The following is an 18547-nucleotide window of genomic DNA, read 5'->3' as shown; positions in this document are numbered from 1 at the left end:
ACCTGTAGATAGGACGATGCGCTATGTCGCACCCGGAAATTAACACTGAGAAATCAGCAGCGCAACCGCCGCAGGATCTCTTACATCTGAATCGACTCCATCGCGGCTCTCTTGGGGCGTATTCAATTGCACGTCTGCTAAGGGAAAGCCATGGGGTGCTTGAGCAACCTCTAGAGTGCCATGAACAGTATGGTCTTCTGCTAGCGCTTGAGTTCATTTGCTACGACCTATACGCCTATCACGAGAAAGAACTTGATCACGCTGAGGGAGGGGGCAACGAATGACTCCTCCCACTCTTGTAACTGTCAAAACCGAGTTCGGCGTTGCCTGCAAGGGTTCCTTGTTTGCCGTAAACGCAGGGGTCGAATGCAGCGACGCGCTAAATTTCGCGAGCGCCAGCCTGGCCAGCGCTGATTCGTTGCTTCGCGATTTGATTGATGTTGGCGAAGGTGTGCACTTGGCTTTCGCTGTAAGGGCGCTGGTGCGCGAAGCCAAAGCCCTGATTGACTCGAGCGTTGTCGCTGTAGAGCGGGCGGAGGATCAGAGATGAGCAATCAGCCTCAAACCATCGCCCACTCTTTCGCGCTCAATGGCTTGCACGAAGTATTGGAGGCAGCTGCCCAAATCCCAGTTCACGAATCACTCGATGCCGCTATCTACCGCCTGGAGGCGATGCTTGGAGGCATTCGTGAGCTGATGCAGGTTACTGCGGTATCCAACAAAGCCACTCTTGTCTACTTCGCCGCTGAGAGCGCGCTAGCGTTGGTGATTGCTGCGCATGCGGGTGTCGCACCTTCGCGTGGAGGTGCGGAATGAGCGAGCAGCCCATGATCGCTGAGGACGTAACGCCCCTGATCGACTGTGCAAGGGAGCAACTCAACTGGTTGCGATCAGTTTTACATGTACTTGAGGAGCGGCTCAGGGGCCAGGGTGACAAGCACGGAGCGCTGGTGGCGAACCTGGCTATTCACAACGCGGACGACTGGCATAACTACCTGGGCGGTCAGCACGAGAGCCTGACGAAACGCATCGAGGCTGCGCTCGCCGCGCCACAAAAAATGACCTCAGTGGAGTGTGGTGCTGCCGACTCAAACCGCTTGCCATTGGCTGAGTTTGCCCGCGGCCGGCAGGATGCCGCCGCGAAGGATCTGGGAGTTCGGCAGGCGGCGATCAGTAAGGCCCTTCGTGTCGGGCGAGCCATTTTCGTTACTCGGCATGCTGATGGCTCTTGCAGCGCCGTCGAAGAGAAGCCGTTTCCATCTCAATGCGTTGGAGGCGCTGCATGAACTTGAGCCCCTTCAACTTTCAAGGCGTGCAGGTGCGTGTGGTGACTGACGAAAGCGGAGATCCGTGGTTTGTCGCAAAAGACGTGTGCAGCCTCCTGCGTTACGCCAATCCAAGCGATGCCATCGGTCGTCACTGCAAGGGGGTCGTGAAACGCTACCCCCTTCAAACCGGTGGAGGGATACAGGAGGTTCGGCTTCTTTCTGAAGGCGACACCTTGCGCCTCATCGTCAACAGCACAATGCCCGTGGCTCAGCAATTCGAATCCTGGGTGTTCGATGAAGTGTTGCCTGCCATCCGCCGCACAGGTGCGTATCCGCGACCCATGACCCAGGCTGAGCTCATCGCGGCTAGTGCAAACCAACTGGTGGCTATCGAGCGCAAGCAGGCGGAACAGCAGCAGGCGCTGGCGCAGGTGGAAGACCGCACTAGCAGACTGGAGCAGGTCCGCTACCTCGATACGGTGCCCAGCGGCTTCGAGACCATCACCACGATCCGCGACCGCATCAACCACCGTCACGGCCTGCCCGCCTGGGTGGTCAACGCGGTGATGCGCGAGGTGTCCGGCGCGCCGCTGCCATTCGCGATGGTGCGCAGCCGGCACGCAGGCGAGGGCGGGCAGCCCTTCGCCATTTGGCCCAAGGCAGCAATCACGCGCCGCTTCGACCAGTTCGTTGGGCAGTGCACTTACGTCACGGCGGAGCGTGCCACCCACCCGGAAATTCCTCAGGACCGTTTCAAGATCAAGCCGAGGGCCGCGCGATGACCGACAACGCCATTCCATTTTGCACCCCTCGCCCGACTGACTCGGTTGTGATCAGCGAGGCGTATTTCGAGCCGCTGTTGGATGACCCGCTCGCAAGCGCAACTTCAGTGGGGACCAGGGCAAGCCGTCTGTGTGAGCGTGATCGCCGGCTGATCTACGAGGCCGCAAAGCGTCGACGCGCCGACCTGGAAGACCAGGGCATCGCCCTGGCTGAACCTTACGACCTGTTTGTTCAGCGGATCACCGCTGTGTTGGAGATTTGAGCCCGTGAGCATGGATTTAATGGTCAAGGCCATGAACACCGCAGTGGGCAATCCGCTGCGCAAGCTGGTGCTGATCAAGCTGGCAGACAACGCCAGCGATCAGGGTGAGTGCTGGCCGTCGTATCAACACATCGCTGATCAATGCGAGATCGACCGCAGTACCGTGCGCAAGCACATCAAGCAGTTGGAGGCCCAAGGTCTGCTTCGAGTTGAGAATCGGGCCGGTCCGAAAGGGAACTCCACCAACCTGTATACCCTGACACTTTCAGGTGTAGGCCGAAACAGCACCCCTGTAGGCCCAGAAAGCACAGGTGTAGGCCCACAGCCTAGAGGGGGTGTAGGCCCAGAAAGCACCAGAACCAGTCACTCTTTTGAACCAGTCAAAGAACCTATGCCTGTGTGCATTTCCGATGCCGCTGGGTTCGAGCAATTCTGGAAGCTGTACCCGAAGAAGAGGAGTCGGAAGGGGGCGCTGAAAGCGTGGAACAAACTCCACCCGTCTGCCGACCTGCAGGCCGTCCTGCTCGCCGCGCTCGCTAAGCACTGCGTCTCGCGGGACTGGACCAAAGCTGGCGGCCAGTACATCCCACTGGCCTCCAGCTGGCTCAACGGCGAGCTCTGGCACGACGTTGTTGAACCCGCCGGCTACGCCGCCGCCCCTGGGTCGTTCAACGACCTGCCGCAGCACACCCCCGACATGTACCTGGAGAGCGACGATGGCCGTGCAAATTTCTGATCTGTTCCACCGCGTACCGGCCAAACGCGCGTTCGCTGGCCAGTGCCCTGTGCATGGCGAGGTCGACATGAGCGAGGTCGAGCAGCTGGATGGTTCGATGCTGGTGCGCGGCTGCAAGCGCTGCCAGTGGGAGGCGCTGCACCTGGCTGCGCGTGATTCCGAGGCCTACGCGCTGGCCCAACGTCAGGCCCGCGCTGAGCGCACCGCTGCGGCACTGATCGGGGCAGGCATCACGCCGCGTTTCGCTGACGCAACGTTCGACGGCTATGTCGCCGACACCGACCAGCAGCGCAAGGCCTTGAGCAAGTGCCGCGACTACGCCGATCAGTTCCCGAGCCACTTTCGCGCTGGCCGCTCGCTGTTGCTGACCGGCAACGTCGGTTGCGGCAAGACCCACCTGGCCAGCGCGATTGTGCGTACCGTCGTGGCCGACCAGTGCCGGGCGCTGATCATTCCGGCCAGCGACATCATCAGCCTTGCCCGCGCCTCGATGGTGCCGGGAGCGGGTTACACCGACCGTGACGTGGTGCTGCACCTGGGCGGCCTGGACCTGCTGGTGATTGACGAGGTCGGCTGTCAGAAGGGCAGCGAGTACGAGCTGGCGCTGCTGCACGCCATCATCGACCGTCGGTATCAGGCGGTCCTGCCGACGGTGCTGATCAGCAACCTGGGCGTCGACGGACTGAAGGCCTACATCGGTGACCGCGCCCTGGATCGCCTGCGGCAGAACGGCGGTATGGCGGTTGGCTTCACCTGGTCCTCGATGAGGGCGGTGGCATGAGGGCGTTGTTCAGCGACGAAGCGGAGCACGGTGTGCTCGGTGCTGTGCTGCAGGCCGGCCTGCAGCAGGACACCGGCCTGGTCGAGGATATCCTCGGCCAGGTGCGGGCCAGTGACTTCTACCGTGACGATAACGCCGCGCTGTTCGAGGCGATGCAGGAATGCCGCGAGCGCAACTTGCCTATCGACCCGGTGACCGTGGGCATGGTGCGCCGCCACCTGCCCAGCAGTGACTCGGTCATGGCCTACGCCGCCGAGCTGGCCCGCAACGTGCCCTCGGTCGCTAACTGGAAGGCCTACGCCAAGCACGTGAAGGAGTGGGGCGTAATCCGCCACATTCTCGACATTGCCGGCCAGGCCGAAGAAATGGTCCAGGCGGGCGCCCCGACCACCGAGGTGATCGCCACCGCGCAACAGGCCATGGCCGAACTGCGTGACCTGGACGGCGAGACCAAGGGTTTCAAGCGTTTGGACGCGTGGATGGGGGCGGCGGCGCAATTGGTCGATGACAAGTTGAACGGCAACGCGCCGGCCTGGCCCGGTACCGGTCTCGATTCCCTGGATGAATTGGTGCAGGGCATCCGCCCGAAAAAGGTGACGGTGATTGCCGGCCTGCCCGGCAGCGGCAAGACCACCCTGGCCCTGCAGATCGCCCAGCACAACGCCGTCAAGGCACGGCAGCCGTGGTTGGTGTTCTCCATCGAAATGCCGGGCGAGGAGCTGGGGCTGCGCGCCATTGCCTCGTTGGGCGGGGTGTCCCTGCAGCGGCTGGACAACCCAGACCGGATGCAGGACGACGACTGGGCGCGGATGGTTAGCGCAGTGGCCCAGGCCCAGCAGGCGCCATTGTTCGTCTGTGATGACCCGGTGCAAACCCCGGCGAGCATCCGCGCCACGGCGCGCCAGTGTCAGCGCGAGCACGGCCTAGCCGGGATCGTGGTCGATTACCTGACGCTGGTGCGCGGCGACCGCGCCGGCCGCAGCCGCAACGAGGAGGTGGGGCAGATCAGCAAGGCGCTGCTGCAACTGGCCAAGGAGCTGGCCATTCCGGTGATCGAGCTGGCGCAGCTGAACCGCGAATCCACCAAGCGGGTGGGCAAGAAACCGCAATCCAGCGACCTGCGCGACTCCGGCGAGATCGAGGCCGACGCCAGCTGCATCCTGATGGTCCATCGCGACATGGACAGCGAGGAGGGCCAGAACGGCTTGACCGAGATCCTCATGACCAAGTGCCGGCACGCCCGCGTCGGTAGCTGCATCGTCCAGCAGGAGGGGCAATACGGGCGCTTCGCCGACTTCGCCGGCACGCTGCCCAGTGATGATGAGATCGAGGCGGGGCGGGGCAGCTATGCCCAGCGCTACAAGGGAGGGGCCTATGAGCGCTTCTAAAACCCTGACCGTCACCCTCAGCGATGCCGAGATCCGCCGGCACGCCGCCGGGGATGCAAGTCAATTGCGCGATACCCGCCACCGCGAATTGCGTTTCCGCTACTCGACCACCGACCGCACCCGGGGCGCCTGGCACGTGGTGTTTCGCCAGCGCTGGGGCAAGGCCGGGGATTACCCGGGGATCAACACCAAGACCATGCTGGCCACGCTGCCGGCGATCCTGGCGCGCCGGGCGGCCGATGCCAGCGCCAAGTCCACCACCACCAGCTGGACGACGGTGGGCGAGGTGCTGACGTGGTACCGCGACCGGATGAACCGGGATCGGGGGCTGTCGGCCAAGCGCAAGGCCAGCGTCCGGTCGGCTTTGGATCGTCACCTGCTGCCGCGCCTGGGGGAGCAGCGCCTGGACGCGGTCAGCAAGCTACTGATCGACCAGCAGCTGATGTGGCCGCTGCAGGAGCGTTACGCCCTGTCCTTCGTGCGTTCGGTCTATGGCGTGCTCGCGGTGGCGTTCCGTCAGGCCCTACGCCTGGAGCTGCTGGCGGCCAACCCGCTGGCGGCGCTGAAGTTCACCGACTTCGTGCGGACGCGGATCCGGCCCAAGCCGGCGCGGCTGCGCGGGGACGATGTGCCGAGCCTGCTGGGGCGGTTGGCTGAACGTTTCGAGGTCGAGCCAGCGGGCAGCATGCTGGCGTTGATGATGCTCTGCCACGGCTCGCGCCTGGGGGAGACCCGGCTGGCGCGCTGGCGTCATCTCAACCTCGACGCGGGGCGTTGGTTTATTCCGGCGGGCGACACCAAGACCAAGGCCGAGCACACGCTGCCGCTGACTGCTCAGGCCTGTGCGCTGCTGCGCCGCTACCAGCGCCTGCAGATGGCCCAGGGCTACACGGGGCCGTTGCTGTTCCCCGGCAGCCACGGTGCGCCGCTGAGCCCGAGCAAGGCCAGCACCCTGTTCGCCGACCTGGCCCAGGGCACATGGTCGAGCCACGACCTGCGCAAGGTGGCGCGCACCGCCTGGACCGACCTCGGCGTGGACTACATGGTTGGCGAGCTGCTGCTCAACCACGCCATGAAGGACCTGGATGCGACCTACATCCACACCACCGCCGAGGCCCTGAAACGCCGCGCCCTGGAGGCCTGGCATCAGCAGCTCGACCAGCACGGTTTCGCCGCGCTGCACACCGAGACATAGCCGAGACAGAAAACCCCGCTACTGCCCGCCGACGCCAGTGCCGACGCGGGCTGTGGCGGTGTTCAGGATCCATCCCAAGGGAGGATTCAGTAGCAACTCAATGAATGTAAGAGCTTCGACCACATAGCACCAGTATTTGCGATACGATTCTTAAAATGGCATGTGGCCACCGCATCTACAGCAAGCACAGTCAGGCGGCAGGTAGGGATTTGGATGTCTAGAGAACGGCGTTCTGAAAATTTGGGTGGGATGGGTGAGAGTTTTTTTCGCTTACTCGCAAAAGATGCTCAACTGGTGGTCAACCCTTCCAGCGATGATCAAGCGGGCTGGGATTTTGTCGTCGAAGACTCAAGCCCACTTGCGATTAACTATGGTAATTATTCACGCGCGGCTTATCGTATTCAAGTTAAGGCTACTATGGGCGACAGTTTGTCGGTTCAGATGAGCTATAGTAGCCTTTTAAGCTTAATTCAATATGGCGGACCTACATTCGTTTTTCTGCTGAGATTTAAAGATGGCTTATCTCCTGTGTCGATGCATGCGGTGCATCTAGGGAAGCTTGAGTCCATAGAGATTTTAAGGTCTCTGAGGCAGCGAGATGTGTCGCAGAAAGACCTTAAAATAAATAAAGCAAAATATTCTCTGCGCTTTGATAAGGGTGTAGCAATAGCTGGGCTTTCAGGTTCGGGGCTTAGAAATTATCTGGAAAGCATGCTGGGTGAGTCATATGTAAATTATGTTGGCAATAAGGCTAAGTGGATAAAAGATATTCAGCGAGAAGGTGGCTCGTTGCGCGCCAATATGCAGTTCAAGAGCGAGCAAGATTTTAGAGCTATGGTCGACTGCCTTCTCGGATACGAAGCGGAATTTAATGTAGATTCACGCATTTATAAGGCGCCATTCGGTATCGCGGATACTGAGCCAATTAGCTCCAGCTCGAATATGCCCACTACTATAAGGCCGCTACCAGATAGGCTGATGAGAGGTGTCCTACGCCTGCGTACATCCCCTTATGGAGCCGTCTACCAGTTTAAGACCACAATGTATGCGGCGCCGCCATCCATTCCAAAGGAGTTTGCCGCAGTTAGATTCAAGACCTCATTGTTCGATGTGCTTTATCGATTTGATGATCAAAGCTTCGAAATAAATGAGTCTGATATTTTTAGTTATGAAAGCTTGGTCGGGATTGATGAGGTAAGAGGGTTTGTACGCTATATGGGGGAGGCTGTTAATGCCCAAAACACCTATATTGAGGTGGTTTTAGATGGGGATGAAGGAAGCCCTCTGCGCCTCACCGTCGATGCAGATGTGACTGTTCCGGAGAATTATGATGCTATAAGCGCAGTGGCTGAGATATTGTATCTTAGACTCGTTGCGCTTGGGTTGGGTGAAGAGCTGGTTAGATTAGGCGATGTGTTCGATGTGTCTCGTACAGGGTTTCTCTCGCATGTTGGGGATAATTATTCACCGAAGTTTTCTTTTGAGTTTGCTGCTAGGCCTACGGTCGATGCTGATCCGGATGCGGTTATATTTAGTTTTTGTGTGAGGCTTCAAAAGAAAGTCCTAGTGTGTTATGCGGCATTTCATGGGGAGGTGGCTCGAGTCGATGAAGAGAAAATGTATGGCGAGTTTTATCGATCAGAGTATTTGGGAGAAATCCTAGTGCCTGAAGGCGACGATGTGGATGCGGCTGTGATGGCCTATGGTGCCAGTTTAAAAGATCGTCTTTTAGCAAGGGGTGTAACCGCCATCTAGGGACGATGTATCTAGCACCCCAGGCTTGGATCATGGAGCCTGGCTTAGCAACGCGCTGATTTTTTGGTTTTTGTGGGATGTTTTGAGACGGTTCGCATACAGAAATGCCATTTTTTCAGCCGAAAAACGTATTTGAAACAGTCGTTTCCATCGTTGTGTCGACAGAAATTTAACCGCAAGGGTCAGCCGAGCTAGCACATTTGCTTGTTATAGCTATAGAAAAGTAGCGTATTTTTCGCCTGAAAATCGCCCATCTCCGTAGAACGGAGGGGGGTAGGGCAAATCTCTGTAGCTTTTGCGTTCCCCCACCGATCGCCCAGGCGTATTTACACACCCGCGAAATTAAAAAAAATCGCATTTCCCACGGTTACACTTAGCTGGACCTTCCACTCAACGTATCGAGCTGGCTTTATTTCAGCGCGGCGGCCAAAAAATGCCAGCGCTGTGAACGTCAAAGCGGCAGCACATTTTTGCGCAAATGGCGGTCCTAGCCGAAGCCTGTCCTCGGCTACTGAGGTTGCTTCACTACGAATAGGGTTCTTGAAGCGATCCATCGTGCGCGCTCCACTCCCCAGGCAAGCGCACGAGCGACGTTCTCACCTGGGCGTTTAGCATAGGACTCTTCGCGAATAGCTCTACCTGATTCAGAGTACACACCGATGAACAATTGAATAGATCCTGCCCTAGAGGTGCGGGCCTGGACGTCTATCGTCGTCCCATCAGACAGCTCCTCCTCATGTCTCAGGATGTGCAGGTGTGTATCCACCCATCGCCAGTATTCTAATCCTAGGGTGCGCATAACTACTTCCCGCCTTAGCCTATATATAATTTGGATGCTTGGCCTTCTTGTGGGGTCAAACAAATGGACGAGTGGGCAGGGGATAGTCTATTCAAGCATTCAAAGCCGCCTCGCTTAGCGAAACCAGCCCGGGCCGAAAGTTTGCCCAAGATTTCGCAGACCGACGCTAGGATCAAGATACTCGTGTCATCGCGACAATACTGGCAATTGGGTGGCTACCAGAGCCGTAGCCATTGTCGTTAGGAAGCAATGATTAAGACCATCATGTCGTATCCATTTGCATGCGCATATTTCATGATTGGCAGCCACATGACGCTTGCTATCCAGCTGCGCAGTAAAAATGTAATGCGTTCGGTTGCAAATATTTAGTGTGCACAGCGCCAGCAGGCCTTCTAACTGAAGCGATGCTTCCTCCTCCATTTCGCGCATTGCCGCCTCTACAGGCAGTTCACCCGCTTCAATTGTGCCGCCGGGGAAATTCCATTTTCGCCCGCGCTTGCGTACTAGCAAGATCTCTCCGTCGCAAAGACAAATGACAGTCGCACGTAGTTTGAGCGTTCTGTGATGGCGGGCCATAAAATCACCCTTTTTCGCTGGTCATGCTCAGTGGACATGCCAACCAATTCTCGCGTTCAACCCGTTGTCCCGTTGTCCAGTTGTCCCGTTGTCCAGTTGTCCAGTTGTCCAGTTGTCCAGTTGTCGGTAGAGCCGCCTCGTCTGTGCCTTGAGCGTGGCTGTACGTCTCCGCTGAGCCATGGCTCAGTTACAGCCCGTCATCCCGCGCCGCACCATTTTGTCAACTGGCACGGTACGCATTTGCGCTCTGGGTAGGAAATCGTCGACTTCAAACGGCTAGGTTGGGCCGTTGCAGCCGTTTGATCCGTCTTGCCAAGGCCTGCCTGCTGTCATCTCTGCCACTCAGCGCCTTAGCCATTGTTATAATTGAGCGTTCCCGCCTCTTGTAGGTCAACCGTGAACGAACCTCGAACGCTTGCGCGCTAACGAATTCAGAGATGCCAGTCATGAAAAGGACAGCCAAACCTTCCCGCCCACGAGAAAGCGGCGAGAAAATGCCAAGCGACTTGTGTTTCCCAGTCGTAGGGATTGGCGCTTCAGCCGGCGGGCTTGCCGCCTTGAAGGTCTTTTTCGAGCAGATGCCAGCGAAAAATGGAATGGCGTTCGTGATTGTCCTTCATTTGTCTCCCGATCATGAAAGTGTTGCCGATCAAATTCTCCAGGCCTCCACCGACATGCCAGTTACTCAGGTTACTGGCACGTCTCGGATTGAGCCCAACCAAGTCTATGTTATTTCGCCAGCCAGTCAGTTGCTGATGAATGACGGCTACCTGAGAGTCGTGCCCACCACCCGGCCAATGGGCAAGCATGTGGCAATCGACCTGTTTTTCCGGGACCTTGCTGACGTACACAAGGAGTACAGCTTCTGCTTGGTCCTGTCTGGTACAGGGAGCGACGGGGCCGTGGGCTTAGCGCGGATCAAGGAGCAGGGAGGTATCACCATTGTTCAAAGTCCGGACGATGCTGAATACGACGGTATGCCCCATGCCGCGATTGCCACCGGCATGGTAGATGCGGTGCTCCCGGTCGCAGATATCCCGCATAGGCTGTTGGACCTGTGGCGCAATGCACAGTCCATCAAGTTGCCGGCGCCTCATGATATGAAGGTTTCGGAGCAGACGAACGAGCATGACCGTGAAACCGCCGAACGAGTGTTGCAAGACATCTTGCGTACCCTTCGCTCGCGCACCGGTCATGATTTTAAGCATTACAAACGGGCCACCGTGCTGCGTCGTATAGAACGCCGCTTACAAGTCACCGCGCAGCCTGATTTGCCCAGCTATCTGGTCCATCTCGAGGAAACCCCAGACGAAGCCAAGAAACTGCTTGGCGACATGCTGATTGGCGTCACAAACTTTTTCCGCGACCGAGAAGCTTTCGAGGCATTGGAACGCCATGTGCTTGCATCGTTGATGTCCAGTGACGGACAAGAAGAGACGCGCGAAGAGGTGCGCATCTGGTCTGCGGGGTGTTCCACTGGCGAGGAGGCCTACAGCTTGGCAATTCTCGCTGCCGAACACCAAAAGCTTGAGGCCGCGCCTCTTAAGCTGCAGGTCTTCGCTACAGATATTGATGAGCGAGCCATTGCCGTTGGCAGAGCAGGACTTTACCCCGAGGCGATCGTGACCGATGTTCCTCCTACCCGTCTGCGGCAATACTTCCACAAGGAGAATGACCATTTCAGAGTCCGGAAGGAAATTCGCGAGAAAGTATTATTTGCCAAACACAGTCTGCTTTCCGATCCGCCATTCTCGCAGATCGACGTAATCGTCTGCCGCAATTTGCTTATCTACCTGGACCGGGATATCCAGAAAGAAATGCTGCAGATGTTCCACTTCGCGCTACGTCCAGGCGGATACCTTTTCATGGGATCTTCGGAATCAGCCGATGCCTGCCCCGAACTGTTTACTCCAGTGGACAAGCGTAACCGTATCTTCCGGGCTAAAGTCGGCGCTAGCATCAGCCGGCGCGCGCCCACCATGCCTAGGGGGGGCTTCACCTTATCTAGTTTGGCGATGCCAGCGCCGATGGTATCGACGCAGCGTAAATTTTCTTACGCAGATATTCATAATCGGGCCATGGCGCAAGAAATGCCGCCTAGCATGATTGTCGATACCAACGGCGACATCCTCCATATGAATTCAGGAGCTGGCCGCTTCCTACGGTATGTGACTGGTGAAGTCGGCCGGAATGTGATGGTGCTCATCATTCCGGAACTTCGATTGGAGTTGCGCACGACCTTGTTCCAGGCCCAGCAGAGCGGCAAAGCAACCTTGTCCCGCAAGGTGCGCATTGACGACAGCGAAGGTGACTTTTGGCTCGATATCACAGCCCGGCCATACAAGGACGATGTAACCGAGCAGGAAGTTTGTACCATTGTATTCAATATGGCTCCGGTTATGGTCGGTGAGAAGTTGCTGGAGCTCGATCAACAGACCGAAAGCAAAGTTTTGACTAATCTCGAAAGTGAGTTGCAGCGTACTAAGCTTCACCTGCAGGAGACCATCGAGCAGTCCGAGATATCTAGCGAGGAACTCAAGGCCTCTAACGAAGAAATGCAAGCGATCAACGAAGAGTTGCGATCCGCTACCGAGGAGCTGGAAACAAGCAAGGAAGAGTTGCAATCGATCAATGAAGAATTGTTAACGGTAAACTACGAGCTAAAAAGCAAGGTAGAAGAGACTGACAAGATTAACGACTATCTGGCTAACCTGATTGCTTCAACTGACATTGCCACGGTATTCGTCGACCGTAACATGCATATCCGGTGGTTCACGCCGCGGGCGAAGGATATCTTCAGCATGCTTCCTGTTGATACCGGCCGCTCACTGTTGGACATCACGCACCGTCTTGAGTATTCGCAATTGGCGGACGATGCTACGACCGTTTACGAATCGCTGACGATGATGGAACGTGAGGTTCGCAGTAGCGACAATCGCTGGTACATCGCTCGGCTGCTGCCCTATCGTTCCAGCGAAGATCATATCGACGGTACGGTGCTGACCTTCATCGATATCACCAAGCGGCGTGAGGCAGAGGAAGACTTGCGTCTTGGCCAGGAGCGAATGCGCTTGGTGGCGGAAAGCACCCATGATTTCGCCATCGTGATCCTGGATGAGGACGGTATTATCTGTGATTGGAACACAGGGGCCGGGCTGGTCTTCGGCTATGACGCTGCTGAGGTCGTCGGCAGGCATTACAAGCTGCTCTTCACATCCGAAGATTGCGAAAAGGCGATTCCTGATGCCGAATTGGCCCAGGCCCGTGAGCACGGTCGAGCAGAGGATGAGCGCTGGCATGTACGTAAGGATGGCAGTCGTTTCTTTTGCAGTGGCGAAACAGCCCGGCTGCGCGGTGAGGCACCAGGCTTCGTCAAGATCGCTCGCGACCTGACGGGCCATAAGCGCCTACATGATGAACAGTGTCGCAAGTTGGCGGAAAGTCAAAGCAGCCTGATGCTCAAAGACGAGTTTTTTGCTGTAATGTCCCACGAGCTCAAGCACCCGTTGAATCTTATTCAGCTCAACGCTGAAATCCTTCGCCGCCTACCTGCCGTGAGAAACACCATTAACGCGAGCAAGGCAATTGCTACGATCAACGACGCGGTCAACAGCCAGGCTCGCATTATCGACGACCTGCTCGATGTAGCACGGCTTCGCACCGGCAAGCTAAAGCTGAAAATGCAGTTGCTGGATTTCGTCGCTTTGGTTACGAGCATTCATGCTGTCGCTACAGAAGAGTACCCGCAGGCCCAAGTAACTCTGGAGGTGCCGGGCGCTGGAAGTAACTTGATCGTTGACGGAGACCCCACCCGCCTTGAACAAGTGGTATGGAATCTGCTCAACAATGCACTGAAGTACAGCAGCGGAGACGCCAAGATAAAGGTCATCCTCGGCCAAGCGGAAGGCAGGCTGCGGCTAGACGTAATCGACAATGGTGTGGGCTTGTCCCCAGCGGATTTGGCCAACATCTTCGAATTGTTCAAGCAGGCTAAACATACCAGCCATCAACGAGATGGTTTGGGTATTGGCCTTGCGCTGGTCCGTCAACTGGTGGAAGCGCATGGTGGGTCGGTGGTTGCGCGTTCAGCTGGATTGGGCCATGGCTCAACATTCACATTAGAACTACCGCTATCTAACCAGATGCCTGCAGACCAGGCTGAGAAGCAGGTTTCACAGGAAACTATTGGGCGGCTCAAGGGCCTGAAGGTCTTGTTGGTCGACGACTCGCCGGAAGTGTTGGAGGTGATGCGTATGTTGCTGGAGATGGAAGATGCGCTGGTTAGTAGTTTCCTCAAACCCACCGAGGCATTGCACGCAGCCGGGGACCAGCGGTTCGACGTAATCCTGACCGACATTGGCATGCCCGAGATGGATGGACATGAGTTCATAAAAGCGTTGCGTGAAAACAAAAACCACCGCTTCACGCCCGCTGTGGCGCTGAGTGGCTACGGTGAGAGCGACATCAAGCGCCGGGATTCAGGGACACAATTTGAGCGCTGCCTTACCAAGCCAGTTCAGTACGACGAGCTAGTTGAAACAATTGAGTCCGTATGTAAAAACGGATGAGAAAATCTATCGCCCGCTGATATGTTTAAAGGCCATTTATTTGTAACTGTTATGTCAATCGTGCCGGCTCACGAGGGGCTACTATCGGCTCGGCAGCACTGATCGCTGCCGGGCTGCTCCACGCCGCCTCCCTACGGGCCATCGGCGAGCTGTCCCCTTTTTTATTTACCGTCTGGCTTTTCGAAGGAATTTTTCAACCGCCTTCCACCTCAATAGCGAGTGGATTCAATGGGAGGGATTCTTGTGGCTGGACAGCAGTTGTATGTGATTGAGTACGAGCTCCACAGCGAGCGTCGGACATTCATTATTCGCCTTGAAAGAATGGACAACACCATAGCCTGGCACTGGGCTAGCTGTGACGCAGGCATCGGCATCATTCCGAGGTTTGGTCAGCACAAGATCAAGCTGGTCAGCCGCCCCATGGCTGAGCGTTACGGTATCTCGAATGTTCAGTGGCGGCCGGCGGGGCAGGGGCCCGAGTTTGTTCCGCAACCCATTGATATCAGCAAATTCTCAGTAGCGGCCGAACGTAAATAGCTCGGCGTTGCATCCGCTGAAAGTGAGCCTTGGAGAGCAAACCATGCAACCTGCAACTGACGGCCCGGAAGAGAAAGGGCCAAGCAACGTTCCCTTCATCAACGATCCTCTGAAGCCCACTTCGCCGGCGTTAAATGATGCTGATGAGACTGATGGCGTTGAGGCTGAGCAGGAAATCAAGGCTGAATGAGCTCGCAATTTATCCCCGAAGGAATACCGCCATGGATACCTATCATGTGAGCCCGTCCGCCGATGGATGGGAGTTGAAAAAGGTCAATGCAGACCGCGCGTCGATGCGGGCAGCGACAAAACAAGAGCTGGTGAGTGCGCTTTCAATGTTCTTCGAAGGCAAGAAAGCGTCGGTGAAAATTCACAAGGCCGACGGCACGATTGATGAGGAACGGACCTATCCGCGATCAGCTGATCCTCGTCGTACCAAAGGTTGAATACCATTACGGCAGCTGATCTGGGCATCGAGGTGACGGGCGAAAACGGACTATACCGATGGCTGATTGCCAGTTTTCTTATGGGTAAGCGGATCCGCAGTTCGGTCGCAGTCCAAGCCTTCCGACTCCTGGTTGATCAGCAAGGCCTCGATACACCGGATAAGCTGGCCGCTTGCCCGCATTCGACGCTGGTCAGAATCCTCGGCCAGGCGGGTTATGCTCGTTATGACGTGTCCACGGCGCGGCGGCTACGCGCACTGGCCGGTACTTTGAAAACTCAATTAGGTCCTCAACTGCTAGATCTGCGTAAGCGTACTCAAGACCTTGAGGGGTTCAAGCGCTGGCTGCTTGATTTTGAGGGCGTGGGCCCTAAGACCATTGAGATCTTTATGCGAGAGGCCTCTACTGAACTGAGCCAGCTTTGCCAAGGATCGTGAATCGACTGGCGCTTCGCCGCCATCGACTCATCAATCAATGAATGGAACACTCCGAGACCCATCATGGATTGGAATGGACCAATGAGGCTCAACACAGAAGGGTTATCGCTCTCAGGGAAGAGGATTGTTGTTGTGGAGGATGACGAAACGCTCCGTACTGTGCTTGTAGATATCTTGCAGGAACTCGGTGCCGACTGCGATGCCTTCACCACTGCTGAGGATGCCCTGATTCATCTGATGGGCATAAATGGCGAATGCTCGCTTATCGTCGCCGATCACGGCGTACCAGGCAGCATAAAGGGTATGGAGTTTATCTCTATGGCCCATGAAAAATGGCCTGGATTACCGGCCATTCTTACTTCCGGATATCAGCTTGATGCTTCGAGGGTCACGCCGCCGGTCAGCTATCTCTTTAAGCCTTGGTCCCTTGAGGAGCTCACGGGAGCAATCAGAAGCTCTCTCAAGGCTTGAGATCTGGCGCAGCCGTGGCTACGCCATGAACGATCAAGAGCGCATTCAGCGCTGGTGGTTGTTGCGAAAGGAATCGTCAGGCTGTTGATCAAGTGGTTTACCCGGTTCACCTTCGCATTTGCTGCCCAATGCTCGGTACTCTTTTCTCAGTGCGTGAAGCTGTCGGTTGTCCAGATCCTCCAGATCCAAGACCGATTGCGCGGCTGATTTTGTGGCCCGGATCAGTTCATCCAGTTTCACGTGGATGATGTCGTTGTCACGGTTCTGGGTGTTCTGGATCAGGAACACCATCAGGAAGGTAATGATGGTCGTCGAGGTGTTGATAATGAGCTGCCAGGTATCGTTGTAGTGAAACCATGGCCCTGAAAGCCCCCACATACCGATCAAAAAGACGGCGATCAAAAATGTGCTTGGCTTGCCGGCGTGGTTCGCGAGCCATTGGCAGAACTTGGCGAATTTCATGATGTTTTTCTCCTGGGGCCTTTCTGTTTTGACCGCAATAAAACCTTGAAATCTTTTTTTACATTTGGCGAACCGATGGGGACTGAAAGCACGGCGGAACGTCCCCGCGCCGCCATCAGTCGAAAGCTCATCGAGAACTTTTCAAGGCAGTTGCTCAGATGACCTTCATCGTCTGGTTCGCCATGCTCGGCGCTGTCCTACTTCTGCTTGCGCTCTCTTCTTCGTACCTGCGTTGGATGCCTGTGACGACCTCTTTGGTCTGCCTGGGGCTGGGTATGGCGCTCAGCTCTCCTGGACTGGGGTTTCTCCATCTGGAGGTCGCCAGATCGAGTGGTTGGCTTGAGCACCTGACCGAGGTAGCGGTGTTGTTCTCACTGTTTTTCAGCGGACTGAAACTACGCTTGCCCTTGCGCAGCCGGCCATGGCGAACTGCGTTCGTTCTGGCAGGTCCAGTCATGGTGTTGTCTATCGCAGGCGTGTCCCTGACCTTGCATTACTTGCTTGACCTGAGTTGGGGCGCTGCGGTGTTGATCGGGGCAATCCTTGCACCGACGGACCCGGTCCTGGCGACGCTCGTACAGGTATCCGACGCCCAGGACGATGACCCCGTCCGATTCAGCTTATCTGGAGAGGCTGGCCTGAATGATGGCGTTGCCTTCCCATTTGTCATACTGGGTCTGATCCTGCAGCAGAGTGATACACATCCCTGGCTGAGCGAATGGCTCGTCAAGGACATGCTCTGGGCGGTGGCCAGCGGCGTTCTGTCTGGTTACTGGATGGGGCGCGGATTGGGAGCACTGACCCTGTACCTGCGCACGCGCAACGAAGACAGTACGGTGTCGCCCAACGATTACCTAGCCCTGGCGCTGATCGCGCTGGCCTATGTCGTTGCCGAGGCGCTCCAGGGGTATGGATTTCTCGCGGTGTTTGCGGCGGGGCTTGGTCTGCGCCAGGCCGAGGTTCAAACCTCCGCCGGGCCCCTCGAACCGGCTGCCGAGCACCTGGTGCAACCTGTCGTGGGCCATCAGCACCTGGCGCCGGAGGTTGCCGTCAAAGGCGATGTCAGGGAACTCGACGAATCCCAGGTTGCTGCCGGTATCATGCTGGGCGATATGCTCGCGTTTGGTAGCCTAGTCGAGCGGGCCATGGAGGTCTTTCTGGTGACCTTGCTTGGCGTCGTTCTTCTGGAGCATTGGGATTGGCGGGCGCTCTACATTGGCGGCGCGTTGTTCATAGTCATCCGCCCCTTAAGCGTGTTCATTCTTTCTTCGGAGGGCGGGTTGAATTTGCTGCAGCGGGGGCTGCTGGGATGGCTCGGCATCCGCGGTATCGGCAGCCTGTATTATCTCTTCTATGCGTTGAACCATGGTCTTTCGGCATCTCTCGCAGGGGAAAGTACCAATCTGGTGCTGTCCGTCGTGGCATTGAGCATCTTGATTCATGGCCTGAGCGTTCAGCCGTTGATCAGTCGATATACCGCGTGGAAAGCGCGCTGCGGGTGAGACCGTTGTGACTAGCGACATTCCTTGAGTAAAAAGGCCTGCGCGCCTAAGCGAACGCGCAGGCCTGCATCAGGCGGCGCGTTGCTCGCTCTTGAGGAGCTTTTTCTGAGCCTCCATAGCTTGGCCCAATTCCTCCAACTGCTGTTTACCCAAGAGCTTCTTTGCCGTCGGGAACAGTTCGCTTTCTTCTTCTTCGATATGGTGCTCCAGCAGCTCCTTCATTACCTTGATCCTGCCGGCGAACTCCACGGTACCGGTTTCGGTATGCAGCAGGTCGGGCAAGACCAGTGAGTCCACCGTACGGTGCTCTTCCTTGGCTTCGTAGTACATCTTCGCTTCTTCCTTGCCGCCGGCCTGCTTGATCGCCGGATACAGAATTTCTTCTTCGAGCGCGGTGTGGATACTTACCTCTTGCTTGATACGATCAAGCAATTCGGCACGCTTTTTCACTGCGCGCTCGGTGGTGGAGGACAGCTCCTCGAGAAGCTTCTTGACCAGTTGATGGTCCTGGATCAGCAATTCGATTGCATTCATGAGTCACCTCTTCGACAGTGGATAAAGCACGGTTGCTTCTGGTGGAG

20 protein-coding genes are annotated in these 18547 nt (G+C 56.8%); 17 read left to right on the top strand and 3 right to left on the bottom strand.

Features of this window, described 5'->3' with window-relative positions:
* Positions 1–280 precede the first annotated feature (280 nt).
* The 10 genes from ABZO33_RS14870 (at position 281) to ABZO33_RS14825 (ending at position 8168) form a co-directional block, all read left to right on the top strand.
* The gene (locus tag ABZO33_RS14870; RefSeq protein WP_414536649.1) at positions 281–550 is read left to right on the top strand and encodes a DUF3077 domain-containing protein; all 270 of its coding nucleotides are present in this window, start codon (positions 281–283) and stop codon (positions 548–550) included.
* Complete coding sequence (locus ABZO33_RS14865; RefSeq protein WP_414536648.1) at positions 547–816, top strand: hypothetical protein; 270 nt, start codon at positions 547–549, stop codon at positions 814–816. The genes ABZO33_RS14870 and ABZO33_RS14865 overlap by 4 nt, the downstream gene beginning before the upstream one ends.
* On the top strand, positions 813–1286 hold the full coding sequence (locus ABZO33_RS14860) for a Cro/CI family transcriptional regulator (protein WP_414536647.1): 474 nt from the start codon (positions 813–815) through the stop codon (positions 1284–1286). The genes ABZO33_RS14865 and ABZO33_RS14860 overlap by 4 nt, the downstream gene beginning before the upstream one ends.
* On the top strand, positions 1283–2050 hold the full coding sequence (locus tag ABZO33_RS14855; RefSeq protein WP_414536646.1) for a Bro-N domain-containing protein: 768 nt from the start codon (positions 1283–1285) through the stop codon (positions 2048–2050). The genes ABZO33_RS14860 and ABZO33_RS14855 overlap by 4 nt, the downstream gene beginning before the upstream one ends.
* Positions 2047–2313 (top strand): hypothetical protein, encoded by a 267-nt coding sequence (locus tag ABZO33_RS14850; protein ID WP_414536645.1) that lies wholly within the window; start codon positions 2047–2049, stop codon positions 2311–2313. The genes ABZO33_RS14855 and ABZO33_RS14850 overlap by 4 nt, the downstream gene beginning before the upstream one ends.
* A gap of 4 nt (positions 2314–2317) precedes the next feature.
* The gene (locus ABZO33_RS14845) at positions 2318–3049 is read left to right on the top strand and encodes a helix-turn-helix domain-containing protein (protein ID WP_414536644.1); all 732 of its coding nucleotides are present in this window, start codon (positions 2318–2320) and stop codon (positions 3047–3049) included.
* Positions 3030–3830, top strand: a complete 801-nt coding sequence (locus ABZO33_RS14840; protein WP_414536643.1) for an ATP-binding protein — start codon at positions 3030–3032, stop codon at positions 3828–3830. The genes ABZO33_RS14845 and ABZO33_RS14840 overlap by 20 nt, the downstream gene beginning before the upstream one ends.
* Positions 3827–5218, top strand: coding sequence for a replicative DNA helicase (locus tag ABZO33_RS14835; RefSeq protein WP_414536642.1), 1392 nt, complete (start codon positions 3827–3829; stop codon positions 5216–5218). The genes ABZO33_RS14840 and ABZO33_RS14835 overlap by 4 nt, the downstream gene beginning before the upstream one ends.
* The gene (locus ABZO33_RS14830) at positions 5205–6413 is read left to right on the top strand and encodes a tyrosine-type recombinase/integrase (RefSeq protein ID WP_414536641.1); all 1209 of its coding nucleotides are present in this window, start codon (positions 5205–5207) and stop codon (positions 6411–6413) included. Before ABZO33_RS14835 ends, ABZO33_RS14830 begins: the two co-directional genes overlap by 14 nt.
* Positions 6414–6626: 213 nt before the next feature.
* Positions 6627–8168 (top strand): hypothetical protein, encoded by a 1542-nt coding sequence (locus ABZO33_RS14825; RefSeq protein ID WP_414536640.1) that lies wholly within the window; start codon positions 6627–6629, stop codon positions 8166–8168.
* A gap of 985 nt (positions 8169–9153) precedes the next feature.
* On the opposite strand, the gene ABZO33_RS14820 is transcribed toward ABZO33_RS14825, so the two are convergent.
* Positions 9154–9543, bottom strand: a complete 390-nt coding sequence (locus ABZO33_RS14820) for an NUDIX domain-containing protein (RefSeq protein ID WP_414536639.1) — start codon at positions 9541–9543, stop codon at positions 9154–9156.
* Positions 9544–9989: 446 nt separating this feature from the next.
* Between ABZO33_RS14820 and ABZO33_RS14815 the strand changes: the two genes are divergently transcribed.
* The 6 genes from ABZO33_RS14815 to ABZO33_RS14790 all read left to right on the top strand — a co-directional run bounded on the left by ABZO33_RS14815 (position 9990) and on the right by ABZO33_RS14790 (position 16002).
* Complete coding sequence (locus tag ABZO33_RS14815) at positions 9990–14111, top strand: CheR family methyltransferase (protein WP_414536747.1); 4122 nt, start codon at positions 9990–9992, stop codon at positions 14109–14111.
* A gap of 243 nt (positions 14112–14354) precedes the next feature.
* On the top strand, positions 14355–14648 hold the full coding sequence (locus tag ABZO33_RS14810; RefSeq protein WP_414536637.1) for a DUF6555 family protein: 294 nt from the start codon (positions 14355–14357) through the stop codon (positions 14646–14648).
* Positions 14649–14691: 43 nt separating this feature from the next.
* Positions 14692–14838 (top strand): hypothetical protein, encoded by a 147-nt coding sequence (locus ABZO33_RS14805; RefSeq protein ID WP_414536635.1) that lies wholly within the window; start codon positions 14692–14694, stop codon positions 14836–14838.
* Between the two features lie 31 nt (positions 14839–14869).
* Positions 14870–15094, top strand: coding sequence for a DUF2188 domain-containing protein (locus tag ABZO33_RS14800; protein ID WP_414536634.1), 225 nt, complete (start codon positions 14870–14872; stop codon positions 15092–15094).
* On the top strand, positions 15091–15531 hold the full coding sequence (locus ABZO33_RS14795) for a DNA methylase (protein ID WP_414536633.1): 441 nt from the start codon (positions 15091–15093) through the stop codon (positions 15529–15531). The genes ABZO33_RS14800 and ABZO33_RS14795 overlap by 4 nt, the downstream gene beginning before the upstream one ends.
* An 81-nt stretch (positions 15532–15612) precedes the next feature.
* Complete coding sequence (locus ABZO33_RS14790) at positions 15613–16002, top strand: response regulator (protein ID WP_414536632.1); 390 nt, start codon at positions 15613–15615, stop codon at positions 16000–16002.
* 45 nt (positions 16003–16047) lie between these two features.
* On the opposite strand, the gene ABZO33_RS14785 is transcribed toward ABZO33_RS14790, so the two are convergent.
* Positions 16048–16464 (bottom strand): low affinity iron permease family protein, encoded by a 417-nt coding sequence (locus ABZO33_RS14785; RefSeq protein ID WP_414536630.1) that lies wholly within the window; start codon positions 16462–16464, stop codon positions 16048–16050.
* A 158-nt stretch (positions 16465–16622) separates the two neighbouring features.
* Here ABZO33_RS14785 and ABZO33_RS14780 point away from each other — a divergent pair, with 158 nt between their 5' ends.
* Positions 16623–17966 carry a cation:proton antiporter gene (locus tag ABZO33_RS14780; protein ID WP_414536629.1) on the top strand — a complete coding sequence of 448 codons (1344 nt, stop codon included), beginning with the start codon at positions 16623–16625 and terminating at the stop codon, positions 17964–17966.
* Between the two features lie 69 nt (positions 17967–18035).
* Here ABZO33_RS14780 and ABZO33_RS14775 read toward each other — a convergent pair whose 3' ends face one another.
* On the bottom strand, positions 18036–18500 hold the full coding sequence (locus ABZO33_RS14775; protein ID WP_414536628.1) for a hemerythrin domain-containing protein: 465 nt from the start codon (positions 18498–18500) through the stop codon (positions 18036–18038).
* Positions 18501–18547: the final 47 nt, after the last annotated feature.

Source organism: Pseudomonas sp. CAM1A, from assembly GCF_047501685.1.
GTDB lineage: Bacteria > Pseudomonadota > Gammaproteobacteria > Pseudomonadales > Pseudomonadaceae > Aquipseudomonas.
The sequence above is the reverse complement of the archived record's forward strand: the minus strand, read 5'-3'. Positions and strand labels throughout refer to the sequence as shown.

What these genes read in the sequence shown, in the direction of transcription:
- ABZO33_RS14775 (WP_414536628.1), bottom strand. Translation starts at nt 18,500, where the DNA reads ATGAATGCAATCGAATTGCTGATCCAGGACCATCAACTGGTCAAGAAG.
- ABZO33_RS14800 (WP_414536634.1), top strand. Translation starts at nt 14,870, where the DNA reads ATGGATACCTATCATGTGAGCCCGTCCGCCGATGGATGGGAGTTGAAA.
- ABZO33_RS14805 (WP_414536635.1), top strand. Translation starts at nt 14,692, where the DNA reads ATGCAACCTGCAACTGACGGCCCGGAAGAGAAAGGGCCAAGCAACGTT.
- ABZO33_RS14780 (WP_414536629.1), top strand. Translation starts at nt 16,623, where the DNA reads ATGACCTTCATCGTCTGGTTCGCCATGCTCGGCGCTGTCCTACTTCTG.
- ABZO33_RS14870 (WP_414536649.1), top strand. Translation starts at nt 281, where the DNA reads ATGACTCCTCCCACTCTTGTAACTGTCAAAACCGAGTTCGGCGTTGCC.
- ABZO33_RS14840 (WP_414536643.1), top strand. Translation starts at nt 3,030, where the DNA reads ATGGCCGTGCAAATTTCTGATCTGTTCCACCGCGTACCGGCCAAACGC.
- ABZO33_RS14855 (WP_414536646.1), top strand. Translation starts at nt 1,283, where the DNA reads ATGAACTTGAGCCCCTTCAACTTTCAAGGCGTGCAGGTGCGTGTGGTG.
- ABZO33_RS14790 (WP_414536632.1), top strand. Translation starts at nt 15,613, where the DNA reads ATGAGGCTCAACACAGAAGGGTTATCGCTCTCAGGGAAGAGGATTGTT.
- ABZO33_RS14850 (WP_414536645.1), top strand. Translation starts at nt 2,047, where the DNA reads ATGACCGACAACGCCATTCCATTTTGCACCCCTCGCCCGACTGACTCG.
- ABZO33_RS14830 (WP_414536641.1), top strand. Translation starts at nt 5,205, where the DNA reads ATGAGCGCTTCTAAAACCCTGACCGTCACCCTCAGCGATGCCGAGATC.
- ABZO33_RS14785 (WP_414536630.1), bottom strand. Translation starts at nt 16,464, where the DNA reads ATGAAATTCGCCAAGTTCTGCCAATGGCTCGCGAACCACGCCGGCAAG.
- ABZO33_RS14825 (WP_414536640.1), top strand. Translation starts at nt 6,627, where the DNA reads ATGTCTAGAGAACGGCGTTCTGAAAATTTGGGTGGGATGGGTGAGAGT.
- ABZO33_RS14865 (WP_414536648.1), top strand. Translation starts at nt 547, where the DNA reads ATGAGCAATCAGCCTCAAACCATCGCCCACTCTTTCGCGCTCAATGGC.
- ABZO33_RS14815 (WP_414536747.1), top strand. Translation starts at nt 9,990, where the DNA reads ATGAAAAGGACAGCCAAACCTTCCCGCCCACGAGAAAGCGGCGAGAAA.
- ABZO33_RS14820 (WP_414536639.1), bottom strand. Translation starts at nt 9,543, where the DNA reads ATGGCCCGCCATCACAGAACGCTCAAACTACGTGCGACTGTCATTTGT.
- ABZO33_RS14860 (WP_414536647.1), top strand. Translation starts at nt 813, where the DNA reads ATGAGCGAGCAGCCCATGATCGCTGAGGACGTAACGCCCCTGATCGAC.
- ABZO33_RS14835 (WP_414536642.1), top strand. Translation starts at nt 3,827, where the DNA reads ATGAGGGCGTTGTTCAGCGACGAAGCGGAGCACGGTGTGCTCGGTGCT.